This window comes from Janthinobacterium leeuwenhoeki (genome assembly GCF_051380795.1).
GTDB lineage: Bacteria > Pseudomonadota > Gammaproteobacteria > Burkholderiales > Burkholderiaceae_D > Janthinobacterium.
In genome coordinates, this window is the sequence record NZ_JBNYXT010000034.1 from 1 (window position 1) to 20,346 (window position 20,346).

The 20,346-nt window shown below is 62.0% G+C and carries 17 protein-coding genes; 16 read left to right on the plus strand and 1 reads right to left on the minus strand.

Annotation, left to right across the window (positions count from 1 at the left end):
- From ACQ4WS_RS20925 to ACQ4WS_RS20980, 12 genes are all read left to right on the plus strand, one after another.
- On the plus strand, positions 1-2,094 hold a 2,094-nt coding region (locus ACQ4WS_RS20925; RefSeq protein WP_436478947.1), incomplete at its 5' end, for a beta strand repeat-containing protein.
- A 7-nt stretch (positions 2,095-2,101) separates the two neighbouring features.
- Entirely contained in the window at positions 2,102-3,796 is a 1,695-nt protein-coding gene (locus ACQ4WS_RS20930; RefSeq protein WP_436478948.1) for a ShlB/FhaC/HecB family hemolysin secretion/activation protein, read from the plus strand.
- Between the two features lie 75 nt (positions 3,797-3,871).
- Positions 3,872-5,269 carry a sensor histidine kinase gene (locus ACQ4WS_RS20935; RefSeq protein ID WP_436478949.1) on the plus strand — a complete coding sequence of 466 codons (1,398 nt, stop codon included), beginning with the start codon at positions 3,872-3,874 and terminating at the stop codon, positions 5,267-5,269.
- 7 nt (positions 5,270-5,276) lie between these two features.
- A complete protein-coding gene (locus ACQ4WS_RS20940) occupies positions 5,277-5,969 on the plus strand; it encodes a response regulator transcription factor (protein ID WP_436478950.1) in 693 nt (230 codons plus the stop codon).
- 297 nt (positions 5,970-6,266) lie between these two features.
- Positions 6,267-6,767, plus strand: a complete 501-nt coding sequence (locus ACQ4WS_RS20945; RefSeq protein ID WP_436478999.1) for an arsenate reductase ArsC — start codon at positions 6,267-6,269, stop codon at positions 6,765-6,767.
- 231 nt (positions 6,768-6,998) lie between these two features.
- A complete protein-coding gene (locus ACQ4WS_RS20950) occupies positions 6,999-8,285 on the plus strand; it encodes an arsenic transporter (protein ID WP_436478951.1) in 1,287 nt (428 codons plus the stop codon).
- Between the two features lie 141 nt (positions 8,286-8,426).
- A complete protein-coding gene (locus ACQ4WS_RS20955; protein ID WP_436478952.1) occupies positions 8,427-9,080 on the plus strand; it encodes an NADPH-dependent FMN reductase in 654 nt (217 codons plus the stop codon).
- A 209-nt stretch (positions 9,081-9,289) separates the two neighbouring features.
- Positions 9,290-9,547 carry a hypothetical protein gene (locus ACQ4WS_RS20960; protein WP_436478953.1) on the plus strand — a complete coding sequence of 86 codons (258 nt, stop codon included), beginning with the start codon at positions 9,290-9,292 and terminating at the stop codon, positions 9,545-9,547.
- Between the two features lie 134 nt (positions 9,548-9,681).
- The gene (locus ACQ4WS_RS20965; RefSeq protein WP_436478954.1) at positions 9,682-12,228 is read left to right on the plus strand and encodes a cation-translocating P-type ATPase; all 2,547 of its coding nucleotides are present in this window, start codon (positions 9,682-9,684) and stop codon (positions 12,226-12,228) included.
- Between the two features lie 9 nt (positions 12,229-12,237).
- Entirely contained in the window at positions 12,238-12,555 is a 318-nt protein-coding gene (locus ACQ4WS_RS20970) for a hypothetical protein (RefSeq protein ID WP_436478955.1), read from the plus strand.
- A 568-nt stretch (positions 12,556-13,123) separates the two neighbouring features.
- Complete coding sequence (locus ACQ4WS_RS20975) at positions 13,124-14,689, plus strand: M28 family peptidase (protein WP_436478956.1); 1,566 nt, start codon at positions 13,124-13,126, stop codon at positions 14,687-14,689.
- A 260-nt stretch (positions 14,690-14,949) separates the two neighbouring features.
- A complete protein-coding gene (locus tag ACQ4WS_RS20980; RefSeq protein WP_436478957.1) occupies positions 14,950-16,332 on the plus strand; it encodes a chitinase in 1,383 nt (460 codons plus the stop codon).
- Between the two features lie 36 nt (positions 16,333-16,368).
- On the opposite strand, the gene ACQ4WS_RS20985 is transcribed toward ACQ4WS_RS20980, so the two are convergent.
- Entirely contained in the window at positions 16,369-16,953 is a 585-nt protein-coding gene (locus tag ACQ4WS_RS20985) for a TetR family transcriptional regulator (protein ID WP_436478958.1), read from the minus strand.
- Positions 16,954-17,045: 92 nt separating this feature from the next.
- On the opposite strand from ACQ4WS_RS20985, the gene ACQ4WS_RS20990 reads away from it, so the two are divergent.
- The 4 genes from ACQ4WS_RS20990 (at position 17,046) to ACQ4WS_RS21005 (ending at position 20,328) form a co-directional block, all read left to right on the plus strand.
- On the plus strand, positions 17,046-17,447 hold the full coding sequence (locus tag ACQ4WS_RS20990) for a nuclear transport factor 2 family protein (protein WP_436478959.1): 402 nt from the start codon (positions 17,046-17,048) through the stop codon (positions 17,445-17,447).
- 139 nt (positions 17,448-17,586) lie between these two features.
- Positions 17,587-18,642 carry a sensor histidine kinase gene (locus ACQ4WS_RS20995; protein ID WP_436478960.1) on the plus strand — a complete coding sequence of 352 codons (1,056 nt, stop codon included), beginning with the start codon at positions 17,587-17,589 and terminating at the stop codon, positions 18,640-18,642.
- Complete coding sequence (locus ACQ4WS_RS21000) at positions 18,639-19,430, plus strand: LytR/AlgR family response regulator transcription factor (protein ID WP_436478961.1); 792 nt, start codon at positions 18,639-18,641, stop codon at positions 19,428-19,430. The genes ACQ4WS_RS20995 and ACQ4WS_RS21000 overlap by 4 nt, the downstream gene beginning before the upstream one ends.
- Before the next feature lie 166 nt (positions 19,431-19,596).
- Positions 19,597-20,328 carry a DUF4386 family protein gene (locus ACQ4WS_RS21005; protein ID WP_436478962.1) on the plus strand — a complete coding sequence of 244 codons (732 nt, stop codon included), beginning with the start codon at positions 19,597-19,599 and terminating at the stop codon, positions 20,326-20,328.
- Positions 20,329-20,346 lie beyond the last annotated feature (18 nt).

The window sequence follows — 20,346 nt, forward strand, 5'->3', positions numbered from 1 at the left end:
GCTACGGGCGTGGCGGGACAGACTTTCAGCGTCAGCGGTTCCGGCGATGTTTCCAACCTGGCCAGCAAGAATGTGCAAGCAGGAGCGGCGCTTGCCAGCGCCACGGGTCTGGTCCTGGGCGGCAGCGGCAATGGTGGCGTGTCCGGCAACTACAATGTGCTGGGCACGGCCGGCAGCCGCTATACGGTGACGGCCAGGGGCATCACCCTGACGGGCATCGGCGCCATCGACAAGACCTACGATGCGACGACGACAGCGGGATTGAGTACGGCGAACGTGGCGTATGCCGGCATGGTCGCGGGGGATAACCTCAGCCTGGCCGGCCAGGGCGTGGGCAGCTTTGCGACCAAAGATGCGGGCGCCAACAAGACGGTCAGCGTGTCCGGCTTCAGCCTGGGCGGCGTGGATGCCGGCAATTACGTCGTCACGCAGCCGACGGGCTTGATGGCGACCATCGGCAAGGCGGATCTGGCGGTGTCGGGCATCAGCGCCGTGAATAAAACCTACGATGCAAGCGCCGGCGCAACACTGAGCGGCACGGCCGGCGTGAACGGCTTGCTGAGCGACGTCGTCTCGCTCGTCGGCACGGGTACAGGCAGCTTTGCCGACGCCAACGCCGGTACTGGAAAAACCGTCAGCGTCAGCGGCTATGCGCTGACGGGCATGGATGCGGGCAATTACAACCTGGTGCAGCCGGCTAGCGTGACGGCCACCATCCACAAGGCCGACCTGGTCCTGTCCGGCAGCAAGACCTACGATGGCACGGCGTTGGTCGCGGGTGGCACGCTGACGGCTACGGGCGTGGCGGGACAGACTTTCAGCGTCAGCGGTTCCGGCGATGTTTCCAACCTGGCCAGCAAGAATGTGCAAGCAGGAGCGGCGCTTGCCAGCGCCACGGGTCTGGTCCTGGGCGGCAGCGGCAATGGTGGAGTGTCCGGCAACTACAATGTGCTGGGCACGGCCGGCAGCCGCTATACGGTGACGGCCAGGGGCATCACCCTGACGGGCATCGGCGCCATCGACAAGACCTACGATGCGACGACGACAGCGGGATTGAATACGGCGAACGTGGCGTATGCCGGCATGGTCGCGGGGGATAACCTCAGCCTGGCCGGCCAGGGCGTGGGCAGCTTTGCGACCAAAGATGCGGGCGCCAACAAGACGGTCAGCGTCTCCGGCTTCAGCCTGGCCGGCGTGGATGCCGGCAATTACGTCGTCACGCAGCCGACGGGCTTGAGCGCCACCATTCGCAAAGCCGATCTGTCACTGGCGGGCCTGACTGCCGCCGACAAAGTCTACGATGCCACGGCCACGGCGGCGCTGAACGGCACCGCCAGTCTGTCGGGCCTCATGGGGCACGACGTTGTCTCTCTGAGCGGTGCGAGAACTGCCAGCTTTGCGGACAAACATGTCGGCGCCAGCAAAGCGGTGACTGTCAGCGGTTACGCGCTGAGCGGCGCTGACGCCGGCAACTACAATTTCGCCGATCACAGCGTGTTGAGCGCCAGCATTACGCCGGCATCGATCACGGTCAGCGGCATCACTGCGGTCGATAAAGCATATGACGCCACCACGGGGGTCACTGTCAACACCGGCAATGTCACGCTGGCCGGCAAGTTCGGGTCGGATGTGATTACGATTGCTTCGACTGGCCAGTTCTCTGACGCGGCCGTTGGTGACGGCAAGGCGGTTAGTCTGAGCAGTGTTTATGGCGGGGCCGATATCGGCAATTACACCATTGTGGGACAATCGCGCGCATTTGCCAGCATCCGGGCCGTGCCCGTCGTCGTGCCCGATACGCCGATCGTGAACGTCAGTGCCACGCAGAGGCAGCAGATTCAGAGCGCGGTAACGCAGTTGCAATCGTCCGTGTTGCCGCCGCAGGCCCTGGCGCAACCGCAGGCATTGGACCTGTCTTCCACGCTGCTAGTGCAGCAGACCGAGCCTGGCACCAGCGGCACCGGGCGTTCACAGGAAACGGCCGTCACCCGCTTGTTCGATACCCGCAGCGGATTTGGCACGCCAGCGCCGACGCTGCAAATTCTGAATGGCGGCATACAGTTGCCGCTCGTCGCCAACAGCATCACAAAATAAGAAATACATGACCACCAAAACCAAGCAATCCTTCCTGATGAAGCCCTTGTGCGCCGCATTGCTGCTGGCACCACTTGAATCGTATTCCGCCGCCCCTCAGACGCCGCCCGATGCCGGTTCGATTCTGCAACAATTAAAACCGGCGCTTCCTGCAGCAGCGCCGCCGAATGCACCGACGCTGGAAGTCAGACCGAAAAGCGATGCCGGTTTGCCACCGTCGCAGCCGATTCAAGTGAATGCGCTGCGCATTACCGGCAATACCGCGTTTTCCACAGAGACGCTGCATGCGCTGGTCGCCGATCAGGAAGGTAAAAGTCTGACCTTGCCGCAACTTGACGAACTGGCGGGACGCATCACGGCGTATTACCAGGGCCATGGATTTCCAATGACACGGGCCCTCATCCCGGTCCAGCCGATTACCGGCGGCGTCATCGCCATCCAGGTCGTCGAGGCACACTACGGCAAAGTCCGTCTCAATAACCACAGCGAAGTCAGCGACGCCTTGCTCCAGGCCAGCCTGATTCCGCTGAGTGGCGGGCAATTGATTGCCGATGCCGAACTGGACCGTGCCTTGTTATTGCTGTCCGATGTGCCCGGCGTGCGCGTGAATGCGGTCCTTAAGCCAGGCGCGGCGGTAGGCACCGCCGACATGGATGTCGAAGCGCGCTACAACCGCCTTGCCCTGGCGAATGTGTCGCTGGATAACTACGGCAACCGCTATATCGGGCGCACCCGCCTGAGCGCTAACTTTCATATCGTCAATCCGTTTCATCATGGCGATATTCTGAGCGCCAACGTGATCAGCACGGCTGAGGGCATGAATTATGGCCGGGTGGGATATGACACCTTGCTCAACGGCCAGGGGGCCAGGGTAGGGGGCGCCTATTCGGCATTGCACTACAAACTGGGCAGCACCGCCAGTGCGCTCGATGCCAATGGCACTGCCAAGGTTGCCAGCCTGTGGGCGAAGCAGCCATTGATACGCAGCAAGCGCCACAACCTCTTTGCGCAATTGCAATACGATGCCAAAAATCTGCGCGACCATATCGATGTCAGCAGCCTGCGTACCGACCGGCACCTGGATAACTGGATCGTGAGCCTGACCGGCGATCTGCGCGACGATCTGCTCGCTGGCGGCATGAGCATGGCCAGTCTCGGCTGGACCAGCGGGCGTACCGGATTTGATAATGTCTCCGCTGCGGCAGCGGATGCCTCCACCGCACGCACGCGCGGCCGGTTTTCAAAGTGGAATGCCAATATCGCCCGTTTGCAGGGGCTGACGCCGCGCGATTCGCTGTACTTCAACTTAAGTGGACAATGGGCTGACGGCAATCTTGACTCTGCTGAAAAGATGACGGCAGGTGGCCCTTACACCGTCCGCGCCTATGATATCGGCGCCATTTCCGGCGACACCGGTTATGCCGGCACGCTGGAAATGCGCCATGAGCTGGGGCCGCTGCTGTACGGGAAATGGCAGGTGCTGGCGTTTATTGACAGCGCCTGCGTCAAAGTCAATCGCCATCCCTGGAGCAAGGCAGAGAACAGCGCGACCTTGTCCGGTGCCGGTATCGGCCTGAACTGGGCCGGCCCCGAGCAGTGGCGCGCGAGCGTCTCGGTGGCAACGCGTCTGGGGGCGGCGCCGGCTATGCTGGCCAGGCCGTCATCGGTGCGTGCCTGGCTGGTCGCGAGCAAGGGCTTCTGATTTTCGCTTATTGCCGATCTGGTAAGATATGCGCAATACCGGATTCTCTGGAAATATTTTTGCCCAACTGCCCCCATGGATCATCAAACAGCCAGCATTGCATTATCCATCACGCAGCTATGTATTTCGGCAACGATGATCGGCGTCTATTTTGCCGCGCCCATCGAGCGTTATACGCGGCTGTGGGCCCTGTCCGGAGTGCTGACGGCCGCTGGAATGACCATCATTATATTCAATGCCTTCCGCCCACCCGGCTTGCTGTTAATGGCAGGAAATATCGCATTGTTTGCTGGCTGTATCCTCGTGTGGATCGGGCTGAGAGTGTTCTTTGGGAAAAGAGCAAGTCGCTGGGCGTATATTCTTGTCGCTTTGTTTGCATGTGCCTATTTGCTGTTATTGGAAAATAATGCGGCGTTTTCCTCGCGCGCATTTCTCTGCAGTGCCAGCCTGATTCTGGTTTTTGTACAATGCCTGCAAACGCTATTGGCAGGAAATCCGGAAGCTGCTTCCAGCAAGCTTGGGTATGCGCGAGAAATGGCGATAATCGGTTTATTGATGCTGATTGCGGCGCATGGCTTGCGCATCGCCGTTTTATTCTATCCGCCAGCAGCATTGAGTTCTGCTTTGATATCCCAGGTCAATATTGTGGCGGTCTATCTCGTGCCTCTGGCGGGAACCTTGTTGTTTTTCCCGGCCTTGCTGCTGCTATATTTTGAGCGTATCAAGCATCAACTGCTGCTGTCACTGGAAGCCAAACAGGAAGCGCTGGAAAATCAGACACGCTTTGTGGCGATGTTTTCGCACGAATACCGGACGCCGCTGGCTGTCATCCGCACCAATCTGGATATTTTGCAAAGCAAGGAGCGGTCCGGCGACCGGCACTTCGGTTCCAACCTCGAAAAGATGCAGCGCGCGGTATTGCGCCTGGTTGAAGTGGCAGAAACCGCACTGCAGAGGGATCAGCATAGTGACGGGAAAGCGGAGCTCCTCCATGAACCTATCCTCATGCCGGATTTTCTTTGCGCTGTTATCGAGGAAACCTCCGATTTCTGGAGTGAGCGCGCGCCACGGCTTGAGTTCACATGTACGCAACCCGTCGTCTTGCATGGGGATCGCAAGTTGCTGAAGACGGCGTTCTTGAATGTGCTCGACAATGCGATCAAATATGGGCCGAAACAAGGACACGTCAGCGTGCAGTTGACGAAAAATGATGGCACCATGTTCCTCACGGTCGACGATAATGGCACCGGTATTCCGGAGCAGGAGCTCGATCAGGTGTATGGCAAGTATTTCCGTGGCAGCCGCACGGCTTGCGTCGCCGGCAGCGGCATCGGCCTGTATCTGGTGCGGCGTATCATTGGTCAACATTCAGGCAGCATATTTCTGGTGAATCGTCCTGGCGGCGGCACTTCAGCGACAATCACCCTGCCTTTGCCTGTAGAGGAGGCGCACAGCGGTGCCATCAAAAATTAGAGTGTTATTGGTAGAAGATGATGAGGATTTGCGCGATAGCGTGGTGGAATGGCTGGATTTGAATGGCATGCAGATCATCGGCGTGCGCAACGCGGCCGAGTTTTATCAGGCTTTGCCCAAATGCGATTGTCAGATAGCCGTGATCGATGTTGGCCTGCCGGATCAGGAAGGCTATGTACTGGCCGAATATGTGCGCGCCAATACCAGCATGGGCATCATCATCCTGACCGCGCGTAGCGCGCTAGAAGACAAGCTCAAAGGCTATCAATCTGGCGCAGACCAGTATCTGGTCAAGCCGGTTGACTGCCGTGAACTGTCGGCGGTGATCGGCAGTATCGCACAGCGCGTGCAGAGAACGACCGTTGAGGCGGCAGACGTGCCGCAGCGGTGGACTATTTTCGTCACGCAATGGGAACTCCGTCTGGCCCAGGATGTCCAAGTCGCGCTTAGCCTGAAGGAATTGATGTTTCTCGAATTGCTGGCAATCAGGCCCGGCCTGCCGGTACAGAAAAAGACGATTTTGACCAAGCTGTATCAGCGCGATGACTACCATAGCGGCCGCTCGCTCGATTCGCTGGTGCGTCGCTTGCGGGCAAAAATCGTCAGCCAGACCGGCATCGACATCCCGATCCGTACCGTGCATTCGGTCGGCTATTGCTTCGCCGGCGAGATCGCTCTTGTGGATGGCGAGCCCGCGTAATGCTGCCAAGTACGCCCCAGTAAATTTCCGTAGGATTATCTGGCATCTATAAAAACAGGTTTACATTAATTCCATAATTCTATTATTATAGAATCATTGAATAAATTGGTACATGGAAAGCGTGAATGTCGTCCTCGCGCTTGACCATCGAAGCAACTGGCGTATGCATGCCCTGATCGGCTTTTTGAGTGGGAAGTGCTGCGGTAGTGCGCCTTGCACTACGTGGCAAAGCGCAGCCTGCGGCATCGCTTGAGCCGGACAGAACCCACCCCCAACGCAGTGATTGAAGGAGTCGTCATGACCGAAAAAGTATACAACGTGTTGTTCCTCTGTACCGGCAACTCAGCCCGTAGCGTGATGGCCGAGGCGCTCGTCTCGACCATGGGGAAAGGCCGCTTCCGCGGCTTTTCCGCTGGCAGCCATCCGGGCGGCAGCGTCAACCCGTTCGCCATCGAGCAAATTGAAGCGACCGGCTTTCCGCTAGACAAACTGCGCAGCAAGAGCTGGGATGAATTCGGCACCGCGGAGGCACCGCACATGGATTTCATCATTACCGTGTGCGATAACGCCGCTGGCGAGGTCTGCCCGTACTGGCCTGGCCATCCGCTGTCGGCGCACTGGGGTTTCGAAGACCCGGCCGCAGCCACCGGCACCGACGCAGAAAAGCGCGCGGTATTCCACAAGGTGTTTCGCCAGATCATGACCAGAATGAATGTTTTTATCAGCCTGCCGTTGCACATGCTGGAAAAAAATGCGATCCAGCACGAGATCAAAGCCATCGGGCAAAGCGCCGTCTAGCCGGCGAGCGCCGCGGTATGTCCGCAGATCACGGCAGGCCTTACTTTTCACTCTTTTTCGAAAACTCATGAACGTTCCGTGTACTGGCAACCCTTGCCGCTCCATCCTGGCAGAAGCCAATCTTAGTCATCCAACCTGGGCGGCCTGCCTGGGCCCTGTGCTTCCTAGCCATCGTGGCGTGGACGATCCCGGTCATGCCACGGGGGCGGGCGCAAAAAAGGCGGCACTCGCATGCTGACCGCTTTCCTGATTTTCCTGGCCACGCTGGTACTGGTCATCTGGCAGCCGCGCGGCCTGGGTATCGGCTGGAGCGCGGCCCTCGGTGCGGGCGTCGCGCTGTTGGCTGGCGTCATCCAGTTGTCGGACATTCCCGTCGTCTGGCACATCGTCTGGAATGCCACAGGCACGTTTATCGCCGTCATCATCATCAGCCTGCTGCTCGACAAGGCCGGTTTCTTCGAGTGGGCCGCGCTGCACGTGGCGCGCTGGGGCGGCGGCAGCGGCCGCAAGCTGTTTGTCTTGCTGATCCTGCTGGGCGCCGCCGTCGCTGCGCTGTTTGCCAATGATGGCGCGGCGCTGATATTGACGCCCATCGTGATCGCCATGTTGCTCGAACTGAAGTTTTCAGCCAAAGCGACCTTGGCCTTCGTCATGGCGGCCGGCTTTATCGCCGACACGGCCAGCCTGCCCCTGGTGGTGTCGAACCTGGTCAACATCGTGTCAGCCGACTATTTCAAGATCGGCTTTGCCGAGTATGCGGCCGTGATGGTGCCGGTCAACGCGGTGGCGGTGATGGCGACCCTGCTTGCATTGATGTGGTTTTTCCGCAAGGACATTCCGCAAGACTATGACGTCTCCCAACTGAAGCGCCCCGGCGCCGCGATCCGCGACCTGGCGACCTTCAAGGCTGGCTGGCTGGTTCTGGCGCTGCTGCTGATCGGCTTTTTCTGGCTCGAGCGCCTGGGCGTGCCGATCAGCGCCGTGGCCGCCGTCGGCGCCGCACTGTTGCTGGCTGTCGCCGCCAAAGGCCACGTCATTCCCACGCGCGAAGTCATCCGTAATGCGCCATGGCAGATCGTCATTTTTTCCCTGGGCATGTACCTGGTCGTGTATGGCTTGCGCAATGCGGGCCTGACCGGCTACCTCACTGGCGTACTCAATTACTTTGCCCAATATGGCGTGTGGGGCGCGGCCATGGGTACCGGCGTGCTGACAGCCATCCTGTCTTCGATCATGAACAATATGCCGACGGTGCTGATCGGCGCCTTGTCGATCGATCCGACCACGGCGCAGGGCGCCGTGCGCGAGGCGATGATTTATGCCAATGTCATCGGCAGCGACCTGGGACCAAAGATCACCCCGATCGGCAGCCTGGCGACCCTGCTGTGGCTGCATGTCCTCGAGAGCAAGAAGATTCACATCTCCTGGGGCTATTACTTCCGCGTCGGCATCGTCCTCACCTTGCCCGTGCTGCTGCTCACGCTGGCGGCGCTGGCTCTGCGCCTCAGTTATCAATGAGAGGATTCATCACGGATATCTGCGCGCATCGCCATCCCTGTAGCATGAGGCCACAAGCAGGCCAGCCGCGGTTGACACGGGCTGCTCGCAGGCCCATGGATGAACAATGACACAGCCAGGGCATGGGCTGGAAAGGGCAGCATGAAGATTCTGGTATTTCTCGGCTCGGTTCGCACCAGCACGCCCCCGCAGCCGGCGCGCGTGGGCGAGCGCGTGGCCAGGGCCTGCGTGGCACAGTGCGGCCGCGATGGCCACGCAGTGGTGCTCGTCGATCCGCTCGACTACGACCTGGGCGCGGCGTTCAAACCGCACTTCGCCTACGCCAAGGGGCGCGCGCCGGCGCCGCTGGAAGACTTGGCCGGCGAGATTGCCAGCGCCGACGCCTACGTAATGGTCAGCCCCGAATACAATCATTCGATGAGTCCGGCACTGGCGCATCTGCTGAACCATTTTGGCAGTTCCCTGTTCGCCTTCAAGCCCAGTGCCATCGTCACCTATTCGGCGGGGCAGTGGGGCGGCGTGCGGGCGGCGGTGGGCATGCGCGCTTTTCTGTCCGAGCTGGGCTGTTTGCCGGTGTCGGCCATGATCCACATTCCGGCCGCACACACCGTCTTCTGCGCCGATGGCAGATTTTCCGCAGAGGTGGACGGCACCCGCTGGACCTCTTACATGGAGCGCACCTTCTCGCAGTTGCTGTGGTGGGCGGTGGCCGCCAGGCGCGAGCGTGACCGTTCCGGCGTGACGGGCCCATCACCGGCGTTCCTGCGCGACCCGTCGCAGCGCAACGCACCTTGAATGCGCTGATGCGGCACAATTTTTGCTTGCATCGCATGCGGCGGCGCCGGGCAAACGATGGCGCCCGGAAGCAGTTCTGGGCCGCGTCGCTGGATGCGGCGCAAATCCGGCACGCGGCTCGGGGAACACACGGCGTGAGCATGGTGATTGACAACATGACGCTGGCGATATGATGTTAGGATGGCATGCCGGTTGTATTGCATTCGTCCATGATGTTATTCCTGGGCGTAGCGCTCTGGCCGCTGGCGGTGCTCGCGGCGCCGCCCGATCTGAGCGCCGACGCGTGGCGCGCGCAATTCGCCCGCGAAGTGGATCATCGGCTGGAGGTGCCAACGGCCGAGCAGGCACGCTATGTGGCGCTGTTAAAGCAGGCGCTGAGCGATGCCAATGTCACCGATATGTCGGCACAGACTTTGTATGGACGGTCGGCATTTGTGGGTGCTCAAAGCGGACCGCCATCTCATTGAATGGCCGGGGCAGTATATGGTCGTCGTCGATTCGCTGACGGAAGTGCGACCTGTATGATCGCCTGCGCCAAAATCCTGATGCCGCAATCACGACGAGCCACTACAAGTTGCCTCTCAGAAAAAGGATGGATGCCATGTCGCAGCCGCAGGGCAGTGAAGGGCTGACAACAGCGCAAGCGGCGCAGCGCTTGCTGGAAAATGGGCCGAATGCCTTGCCCGCCTCGCGTCCCTTGAGTGCCGGGCGCTTGCTGCTCGATGTCGTTGCCGAACCGATGTTTTTGCTGCTGGTCGCCTGCGGCGTCATTTATCTGCTGCTGGGCGACCGCAATGAAGCGCTGATGCTGCTGGGCTTTGTTTGCATCGTCATGGGCATCACTTTTTTTCAGCGCCGGCGCACGGAACGCTCGCTGCATGCGCTAAGCGACCTCTCCAGTCCACGCGCCCTGGTGATACGCGACGGGAAACAGGAGCGCATCGCAGGCAGGGAACTGGTGCCCGGCGACCTGGTGCTGCTGGCCGAGGGCGACCGCGTGCCTGCAGATATCGCGCTGCTCAGCGCATCGAATTTGACGGCTGACGAGTCCATGCTCACGGGTGAATCCGTGCCGCTAGTCAAGCATGGCTCCGGCGGGTCTGGCGGCAGTCTGGACAGCCTGGTGTATTCCGGCACCCTGATCACGCAAGGCACGGCGAGCGGCCTGGTGATCGCCACCGGCCCGCACAGCGCGCTTGGCCGCATCGGCGCATCGCTCGCCAGCATGGGGAGCGAGCTGACGCCGATTCAACGTGAAACACGGCGCGTCGTCAGGCATGTCGCCATCGGCGGCTTGTGTCTCGCCGCCGGCCTGGCATTGACCTATTGGTGCTTGCGCGGCGACGCCCTGCAAGGCTTGCTGGCCGGACTGACGCTGGCCATGGCGGTGCTGCCTGAAGAATTGCCGGTGATATTGACGCTTTTCCTGGGCCTGGGCGCCTGGCGCCTGGGGCGCGAAAGCATCCTGGCGCGCAGCATACCCGCAATCGAATTGCTGGGCGCGACGACGGTGCTGTGCGTAGACAAGACGGGCACGCTGACGGCCAACCGCATGGACGTGGCCCGGCTCTGCTCGGAGACCTCCACCCACGATTGTCAGGGCAATCCTGCCGCTGCCTTGCAGGAAGAGCTGCACGGCTTGCTCGAATATGCCGTCCTGGCCAGTCATCGGCGCGCGTTCGACCCGATGGAGTCGGCCATCGGCCAGACGGGCGCCCGCCTGCTGGCGAATACGGAACACCTGCATGCCGACTGGCAACTGATCGACGATTATCCGCTGTCGCGGCACATGCTGGCCATGTCGCGGGTGTGGCAATCGCCGGACCGTGCCGAGTTCCTGGTGGCGGCGAAGGGCGCGCCCGAGGCCATCATCGATCTGTGCCATCTGTCGCCGGCGCGCGCCGCCGCCATCGCGGCCCAGGTGCTGGCCATGGCGAAGGATGGTTTGCGCGTGATCGGCGTCGCCCGCGCCACTTTTGCCGCGCCGCCCCTGCCTGACAACCAGCATGTCTTTGCGTTTGAATTCCTGGGCCTGCTTGGCTTGCACGACCCGGTACGCCCGGAAGTGCCCGATGCGGTGGCGCAATGTCACGCGGCGGGCATACGCGTGGTGATGATCACGGGCGACCATCCCGCCACGGCACTGGCGATCGCGCGGCAGGCCGGTATCGCCGGCGTGGCCAGCGGTGAGATGTCCGGCACGGACCTGGCCGCGCTGGACGATACGGCATTACAGGCGCGCCTGGCCGATACCGACGTCTTTTGTCGCATCGCGCCGGAGCAAAAGTTGCGCCTGGTACAAGCTTTCCGCAGCCGTGGCGATATCGTCGCCATGACCGGCGACGGCGTCAACGACGCGCCTGCATTGAAGGCGGCCAACATCGGCGTGGCCATGGGCGCCCGTGGCACCGACGTCGCGCGCGAGGCGGCAGCGCTGGTATTGCTCAAGGATGACTTTTCTTCCCTGCTGCTGGCGGTGCGGCATGGCCGCCGCCTGTTTGCCAATCTGCGCAAGGCCATCGTCTTCATCGTCGCGGTGCATGTGCCCATCGTTGGCCTGTCCATCCTGCCCGTGCTGCTGGGTTGGCCCATGCTCCTGATGCCCGTGCACATACTGTTTTTGCAAATGGTGATCGACCCGGCCTGCTCGATCGTGTTCGAGGCCGAGCCGATCGAAGCCGATGCCATGACGAGCAAACCCAGGAGGCCGGACATGCATTTGTTCGACCGTGAAATACTGCTGCGCGGCTTGCTGCAGGGGGCAGGGCTGTTGGCCATGCTGGTTGGCTTCCACGTGTTTGTGCGGTGGACGGGAAATTCCGACGAGGTGGCGCGCGCGACGACCTTCCTCAGCCTCGTGCTGTCGAACCTGGGACTGATCTATGTCAATCGCCAATGGACCCAGCCGTCATGGAGGAGGGGGATCAAATCGAACCGGGCGTTCGCCTGGATCAGCATATCTGCCTCGCTGTTGCTGTTACTGGTGCTGGGCGTGGCACCCATCCGCGCCATGTTTGCCTTCGCGCTACCGGACATGGCATTGCTGCTGCAGTGCGCGCTGGTCGCCGTGCTCGGCATCGTCTGGTTCGAGTGCGTCAAGTGGGGGCTATCGACATGGCGATGGCCGTGCGGCGCGGCGGCGCATTGATGCACGGCAATGCAGATCAGACGTTCCGGTCTTCATGCTGAGATTGATCAGCGCATTGCATTCTATTTAATGCGATTTGGAAATTCGCCACAACGTGCCGAAGCTGTTGTATTGGATGAGAAGTTGCATGGGGTGGTTTTTAGTCGTACTCCTGATGAACTCTTTAAGGGGCAGCCATTTGGCCTGATAGGCGAGCTTGGTGGCATGATCAGTTGGGCATTTGCAGAACACACAATTCAAGATGGGCAGGTCATTGCATTAGATAGCTATTATGGCAAGGTGGGACATTATCCTGGTTCTATCGCCAAGAAGTATCGCCTGCTTTGATCCTATATTTGACATAATATAAATTATGCGAAGTATTGGAAGAATTTGAGAAACCGCCCATTTTGCCAACTCCCCAATCGCAAATGCGATTTCCCCCATCTGCGCGCCGCTGTCGAGGCTGCTGGATACCTTGGCTTGAACACGCTACATGAACTACGGCTTGCCTCCGTCCATGTTCGGTTTGTTCACGCTAAAATTGGCGTGCAGGTGCAAGTCTGGCGCTTCGAGGATGCTGGCGATCAGGTCTGCCACGCTACTGCGCGAGACCACCGTGCGTTTTCAGGTGTGCCGCCAGCCTGGCGTTGTTCCATTCGCCGAATTTGCCGGGATCTCATCGTAGATATCTCGTCATGGCACGGTGCCATGCAGGAAGTTAAAGGCTTTCTTTGAGGAAAGGAACACGGCGCGCTTGAAAAAAGGAAAAACCCGGTGATGCGTGCCGGCCCATCGACTTGTCTCGTGGTAAATTGCCGGCCATGGCAAACTTCCCACTGCCAGAGATACCGAGAAATCAGCAATAAAACCAGGCATTTACCGACTATTTTGAATGAGAAGTCTCAAGACACGCATGATCCACGCGCAGCCACGCACCGCGCTTCTTTTACCGCATTGCCGCCGCTTACTGTCGCTTGCCGGAGCGCTGTCCATCGCAGCCTCCCTGTCCGCCTGCGCCAGCAAGCCTGGCCCATGGCCGGCGCGCGCCCTGCCTGCATCGGCTGCCGTGACGGTCGACGCCACGCAATTCCTGTCCAGAAAACAACTGGTGGACTGGCAAGTCGACCTGGACGAGCGCCGCCTGCGCGCCACGGGCTCACCCCGGCATGAAGCGTATATCGACGCCTTGCATGAACGCCTGGCACGTGCCGGTGTCAAACAGCTGCGCTTCGAACCCGTCAGCTTCCGGCAATGGTCGGTACAACCGGCAGACTGGGGCCTGGAAGTGGTCCACGACGACAGGTCTGGCGTCTTGCCCTCGGCCGGCTACATTCCGTATTCGGGCGTGACGCCGCCGACCGGCATGACGGGACGCATCGTCTATCTGGCGCCCGGGACCCGCCCCGATGCCAGCCTGGCAGGTAAGCTGGTGCTCGTCGAGATGCCCAAAGTGGCGTGGACAGGCCAGGTTTTCCAGCAATCCGCCGTCCACATGCACGATCCGCACCCCGCCATGGGGCCGGACACGCCGTATGCGCGCCCGTTCCAGGTGCTGTGGCCGTTCGTCACCCTGCTGGACAGCCTGCAGGCGGCCGGTGCGGCGGGCGTGATCGTCATTCTGGATACGCCTGCCATGACGGCGGACGGCCTGTATGCGCCCTACGACGGCAAAGTGCGCCAGCTGCCCGGCGTGTTTATCGACCGCGACCGTGGTCAACGCCTGCGTGAAAGAGTGCTGGCCGGTACGGCCCCCGTCTTGCGGCTGACCATGGCGGCCACCGTGCGGCAGGTGCAAACGCGCAACCTGGTTGGCATCATCCCCGGCAAGTCCGAGGAATTGATGGTGCTGGGTAGCCACACGGACGGCACGAACGGGCTGGAAGACAATGGACCGAACGCCATCGTCGACATGGCCCAGTATCTGGCGCGCCTGCCGCGGGACAGCCTGCCGCGCAGCGTCATGTTGTTGCTGGCGAGTGGCCATCTCGCGGGCGGCGTGGGTACCGAACAGTTTTTCGAGCAGCACAAGGACGATGGCTTGATGCAGCGCATCGCCACAATGCTCACCATCGGGCACCTGGGCGCGCTGGAAGTGCTGCCCGACAGCAACGGTTACTTGCATCCCACGGGCAGGTTTGAACCGTCCATCCTCTTTTCGCCGCGCACGCCGGCGCTGATGGATGCGTCCTACGCCATGCTGAAACAGGCCGATGCGCCCCCCGCGTTCGTGCTGCCGCCATCCAAACCCGGCGCGATGTATGGCGCCTGGCCTGGCGAGCGCCAGTATTTATGCGCTTCCCAGCGCATACCTACGCTGCATTACTTCACGCAACCGACCTACCTGCTCAACCATGGCATCGACACCGTGACCCAGTTGGATTACCGGCTGATGCAGCGCCAGATCGTGGCTTTCACGCAGATGCTGCTGGACCTGTCGCGCGTGCCGTATGCCGAATTGCACCAGGAAACAGTGCCGTAGCCGCTGAGAGAGTCCGCCTCCCTTCCCCGCCCTGCTCCCACCACCATTCCCGGCACCATACCAGCGCACCGCAAAACAGCCACTGGTATGGCCCGCATCGCCCATCTCCTGGGGTATCGCTACAACTGGTATTGGGATCTTGCGCAATCAACAAAACCAGTTGACTACCACCTGCAATGCTTGCACTCTGAAAAATCGGACGGTGTCAGCCGCCCGGCCATACTAAAAACACACAAGGAGATGCGATGAACCGGACAGTCATGAATACCCTCATCATTACCCTCTTCGGGGGGACGCTGGCCGCCTGCGGCGGCGGCGACGCTGCCAGCACCAGCGCAAGCCAGTTGCTGGCGGCCTCGACGGAAGCAGCCGCCTGCTTTACGCCGTGGAACAGCGGCACGGCCTATAACGGTGGCGGCAAGGCCAGCTACAACAATGTCAATTACACGGCCAATTGGTGGACGCAAGGCAATAATCCGGCGACCAGCAGTGGCGGCGCCGGCAGCGGCCAGCCCTGGACGGCAGTGGGCGACTGCGGCACGCCGACACCGACTCCAACTCCTACGCCAACTCCTACGCCAACCCCGACACCGACACCGACACCTACCCCAACACCTACGCCGACTCCCACCCCCACCCCGACACCGACACCGACACCGACGCCTACACCCACCCCGACGCCGACACCAACGCCCACCGGCCTGGCCAAGCACGCGCTGATCGGCTACTGGCACAACTTCACCAATCCCAGCGGCGCCACCTACCCGATCAGCCAGGTCAGCGATGACTGGGATGTGATTGTCGTCTCATTCGGCGACAACGCGGGCGGCGGCAATGTCAGCCTGACCATCGATCCGAGCGCCGGCACGGAAGCGCAGTTCATCGCCGACGTGGCCGCCAAGCGGGCGAAAGGCAAGAAAGTCATCCTGTCGCTGGGCGGGCAAAACGGCTCCGTGTCCGTCGGCAACACGGCCGAAGCGACGAATTTCACCAACAGCCTGTACGCCATCATCACCAAATATGGCTTCGACGGCATCGACCTGGACCTGGAAAATGGCGTGGCGCAAGGCGCGGCCATCCAGACCTACCTGCCGATCGCCGTGAAAAACCTGAAAACCAAGGTCGGCAGCAGCTTTTACCTGTCGATGGCGCCGGAATGGGTGTATGTGGAAGGGGGATACACGAGCTATGGCAGCATCTGGGGCGCCTATATTCCCATCATCAACGCCTTGCGCAGCGAGTTGACGGTGCTGCATCCGCAGTATTACAACAATGGCGACATCTACACGCCGTACGCGACGGGTGCCATCAAGGCGGGCTCGGCCGACCAACTGGTGGCCACGGCGCGCATGCTGATCGAAGGTTTCAATTATGGCGGCAATACCTTCGCCGGCCTGCGCCCGGACCAGGTGGGTTTTGGCGTGCCGTCGGGGCGCAGTTCGGCCGGCTCCGGTTTCACGACGAATGCCGACGTCAGCAATGCCCTGAATTGCCTGACGCGTCTGCTCAACTGCGGCACCATCAAGCCGCTGCAGGCGTATCCGAACTTCCGCGGCGTGATGACGTGGTCGATCAACTGGGACCGCCACGACAACTATAATTTCTCTGTGCCGACGAAGAATGTACTGAAGACCTTGCCGTAACAGCCTTGGCCCCACTGCGCATGGGAGCTTGGTTGCTCACATGCGCAGCAGTGCCGCGCCCAGCACGCGCATCTGCAGCGCGATACCCTGGCGCAACGCCTCCCCTCCCCCTTGCGTGTGCTTGATGCCATCCATACTGGCCACCAGCAAGCCAGCCACTTGCGCGGCAGCCGCGTCCACTCGGCGCAGCGCGATATCGCCCGCCGCTTCGGCCTGCTCCAGCGCGCCGGCCAATGACGCCACCAGCGTCGCCCGCGCGCTCAAGGTGATGTCGGCGGCCATGGTCATGTTGGCGTCGAACAACTCCTGCCCGTGGGCGCTGGCTGAAATTTCCGCCATCAAGCCTTGCTGGAATGCCAGCAGCGCCGTTTCGATGCGCGTGAAGACGGGGCCGGGTTCGGCCAGCGCCGCTGCCACTTGCGCCATGACGGTGGCATGCGCCCGTTCGGAGCCGGCGCGAAACACGTCTTCCTTGTTCTTGAAATGTAAATACAGCGCGGCGCGCGACATATCGGCCGCCTGCGCGATGTCGAGCATGGACGTCTTGCGGTAGCCGTAACGGCAAAACACGGCCAGCGCCGCATCGAGTATCTGCTGGGTTTTCAGGGGGTGGAGTGACATGCTGGCATGTTGACACTATGGATATATAGTGTCAACATGACTTTTGGACAAAAACCGTCAAAGTGTCAATCACCTACTCGAACAGGACTGCCGTGAACGATTTGAATGCCGCACTGACTGAAGAACAGCAGATGCAACTGTTGCGCCACACTGAACGCAGCCGTTTGCGCGCCCTCGTGGACGCCGATATGCAGGCAGCGCGCGCCCTGCACGCCGATGACTTCCAGCTGATCACGCCTATCGGCAGCGTGCTGTCGCGGGAACAATATCTGGGCGCCATCGCCTCCGGCCAGATGCGCTATGTGAGCTGGGAAGCGGAAGCGATCAGCGTGCGCCTGTACGGCACGGCCGCCGTCCTGCGTTACTCGGCGCAACTGGAAATCGTCTTCGCTGGCCACACCGTGCCGCGCGCCCGCTACTGGCATACGGATAGTTACGAATGGCGCGACGAGCGCTGGCAAGCCGTCTGGTCACAGGCGACAGCAATACGCTGACGGCGACGCCTTCAACAGCGAGGCGCCGCAGGCGTCTCTCGTACCCAGGATACCGTGCTTCATGCCCGCCGCTATTGCGGGCCGCGTGGCTTTGCCCTATTCTGCTGCTCTTATGGCAATTCCTGGGGCCGTCACATTCATGTTCACACTGCGCTCCGCTATCGATGGCCTGCGAACCTGCCTGTCCGCGCGACGATTGTGCGTGGCCGGGCTGGCTGCACTATTCGAATTCGCCCTGTTTACCCTGTCCTGGGAAGACCCGCTAGGGTACCTGGCCATGGCGGTCTTCCTGCCGGCGCTGGCAGCGCTGCTGGCGTATGGCTTGTTCGAGCGCTGGCCGCGCCGGTTGCCCCGCAGGCTGCCGCACTGGGTGTTGCAGGTGGTGGGCGTGGCGCTGGCGATCGTGCTGACCCTCGCCAGCCTGTATCTGTTCAATACCCAGGCCGGTGCGCCGCCGTTCTGGCAGGTGCCCGAGCGCTTGCAGAGTTATGTCGCGCTCAGTTTCCTGGGACTGTTGCTCGGCCCATGGACAGCGATGGCCGCGCTGCTGCGCCAGCGCGACGCCCGCGTGCGCGAAGCCGAGCGCAGGCGCGGCGAGCTGGAACGCCAGGCCCGCGATGCGCGTGTGTGGCTGCTGCAGGCCCAGATCCAGCCGCATTTCCTGTTCAATACGCTGGCCAGCCTGCAAGCCCTGCTCGATGCGGGGTCCAGCCATGCGGCGCCCGTCCTGGCGCATCTCGTCACGTATCTGCGGGCCGCCGTGCCGCGCCTGAGCGAAGCGACCACCCGCCTGGAACAGGAACTGGAAATGGTGCGCGCCTATCTGGTGCTGATGCAGATGCGCATGCCAGACCGCTTGCAGTTCGGCATAGATGTCGCGCCCGGCTGCGAAAGACTGCAGTGCCCACCCATGACCCTGATGACCCTGATCGAGAACGCGGTGCGCCATGGCATCGATCCCTGCATGGATGGCGGGCGCATCGATGTGCTCATTACCGAGGTGAATGGCCGTTGCCGTATCGAGGTGAGCGATACCGGTGCTGGCCTGCAAGCAGGCAGCCCCGGCCTGGGCACGGGACTTGGCAGCCTGCGCGAGCGCCTGGCGCTGATGTTTGACGGCGAAGCGGCCTTGCGCATCAGCGAACTTGCCCCCCACGGTTTCCGTGTTTCCATAGAATGCCCCGCATGGCCATGACCTTGACTGCCCTGATTGCCGACGATGAACCCTTGCTGCGCGCCAGCCTGCGGCGCCAGCTAGCCGAGTGCTGGCCGGAGCTGCTGGTCGTGGCCGAAGCGCGCAACGGACCGGAGGCGCTCGCGCTGTTCGAGCGGTACCGGCCGGCGGTCTGCTTCCTCGACGTGCACATGCCGGGCCTGTCCGGCGTGGACGTGGCCAGCCAGATCGGCCGTCGCGCCCACCTGGTCTTTGTCACCGCCTTTGACCAGTACGCGGTGCGGGCCTTCGAACAGGGCGCGCTCGACTACCTGGTCAAGCCGGTGCAATTGGCCCGCCTGGCCGCTACCGTGACGCGCTTGCGCGAACGCCTGGCGGCCATCCAGCCCGGCGCGGCCAGCGAGACGCTGTTGCGGCAACTGGCGGCGTACCTGCACGCCACGCCGGCACCTGCGCCGGAACCAGCGCCCGCTGCGCTGCGCTGGCTGCGCGCCAGCGTGGGCCCGGCCGTCCGGCTGATACCGGTCGATGATGTCGATTACCTGAAGTCCGACGACAAGTACACGCTGGTTGCCTGGCGCGACGGCGGCAAACCCGCCGAAGCGCTGCTGCGCAATTCCCTCAAGGAATTGCTGTTGCAGCTCGATCCAGAGCAGTTCCAGCAAATCCACCGGGCCGTGGTGGTCAACCTGCATGCCGTGCGCCAGATTGTGCGCGGCGCGCACGAGACGGCCGAAGTGAGCTTGAAGCACCGGCCGGAAGTGCTGCCGGTCAGCCGCTCCTTCCTCCATCTGTTCAAGGCGGAATAGTCCCCGGGCGCGGCAGGGCCGCGTCACTCATCGTGCATAGGCGCACTTTGGCCCCTTGGGCGCGTGACGCGTCGGATCGGCCTTGCTGCGGCGCGCACGTGTGCCGACACTGCGCTGGCTGGTCCTGCCTCGGCAGGCTTGATCCCACTCCGACAAAGGTGTATCGATGAAGCAAACAATATCCGCCGCCACGCGGCAAGCCGCTCCCCTGTTCGCCTCGCCGCTGCAGCATGGCGCCGCCGCCCAGCTGGGGCGTTGCCTGGGCCTGGGCCTGCTGTTCATTTTCGGCCTGGGCATCTGGTCGAATTTCTGGCTGCAGGAGCAAGTATTTGCCGCGCCGGGCTTTCTGTTGCGGGCGGCCGGCATGCCGCTGCAGGTGGGGCTGATCGTCATGCTCGGGCTGCTCACGGCCTTGCTCGGGCTGGTCGTCGCGGCAGCCCTGCGCGGCCTGTATGGCGAGCAGCATCCCCTGTTGAGCCGCTGCTACGTGGCGCTGGTGGCAGCGGCGCTGGCAACGAGTCTGTTCGAAGGCACGCTGGTGCTGGCCATGCGCAACCTGAGCGTCGCCTTCCTCGCCTCCGGCGCCGATGGCAATGCCTATGAGCCGGCGCGCGTCCTGCTGGCGGGACTGCGCAACGGCATGCACTTTCCGGACAAACTGCTGGGCGGTCTCGGCGTGACCCTGATGTATCTGCTGCTGTACCGCGCCCGTGCGATCCCGCGCCTGCTGGCCCTGGCTGGCATGCTGGCCGGCATGCTGCAGTGGATCGCCGTGGCGCGCGAACTGTTTGGCCTGGACGTGATGCACGCCTTGCTGATTCCGCTGGGCCTTGCGTATCCGCTCACCGGCCTGTGGCTCTTGCTGCGGGGACTGGCGCAGCGCCCTGCCGGCGGTTGATGCTGTCGTCATCGCGGA